This is a genomic window from Campylobacter concisus (assembly GCF_002913045.1).
In the GTDB taxonomy this organism is placed as follows: Bacteria; Campylobacterota; Campylobacteria; order Campylobacterales; family Campylobacteraceae; genus Campylobacter_A; species Campylobacter_A concisus_AP.
Genome location: NZ_PPAF01000025.1, coordinates 1 through 475 on the forward strand (window position 1 = coordinate 1; position 475 = coordinate 475).

Annotated in this window: 1 pseudogene; it reads left to right on the plus strand. The window is 42.1% G+C overall.

Features of this window, described 5'->3' with window-relative positions:
* A pseudogene (locus CYP43_RS02585) lies at positions 1-475 on the plus strand (DNA polymerase III subunit gamma/tau); the annotation flags it as partial.

Sequence of the window (475 nt, forward strand, 5' to 3'; positions counted from 1 at the left end):
GCTTTCAAGGACGCAACATTTTAGATTTAAACAAATAAGCAGATATGAGATCGTAAAACATCTTGAATTTATCCTTAGTAAAGAGGGCGTGAGCTACGAGAGAGAGGCGCTTGAGATACTAGCTAGAAGTGGCGGCGGCTCGCTAAGAGATACGCTAACGCTGCTTGATCAAGCTATCATTTATGGCGCTGGCAATATCACAAAATCAAGCGTGGCAGCGATGCTTGGACTTCTTGATCCAAGTAGGATCGAGCAGATCATCGAGCACATTGCAAATGCCGATAAAAACGCCATTAGAGTACTTGTGACCGAGCTTGAGACCTATGAGCCAGAGATGATCATAGATGAAATTTTGGCAAATTTAAAGCAGAGATTTTTAGAAATCGACCCAAAATTTTCGCTTCTTATATATGAGAGATATTTTAGGATTTTGGCGCAGGCAAAGTCGATGTTAAGCGTATCAAGCGACAACGGC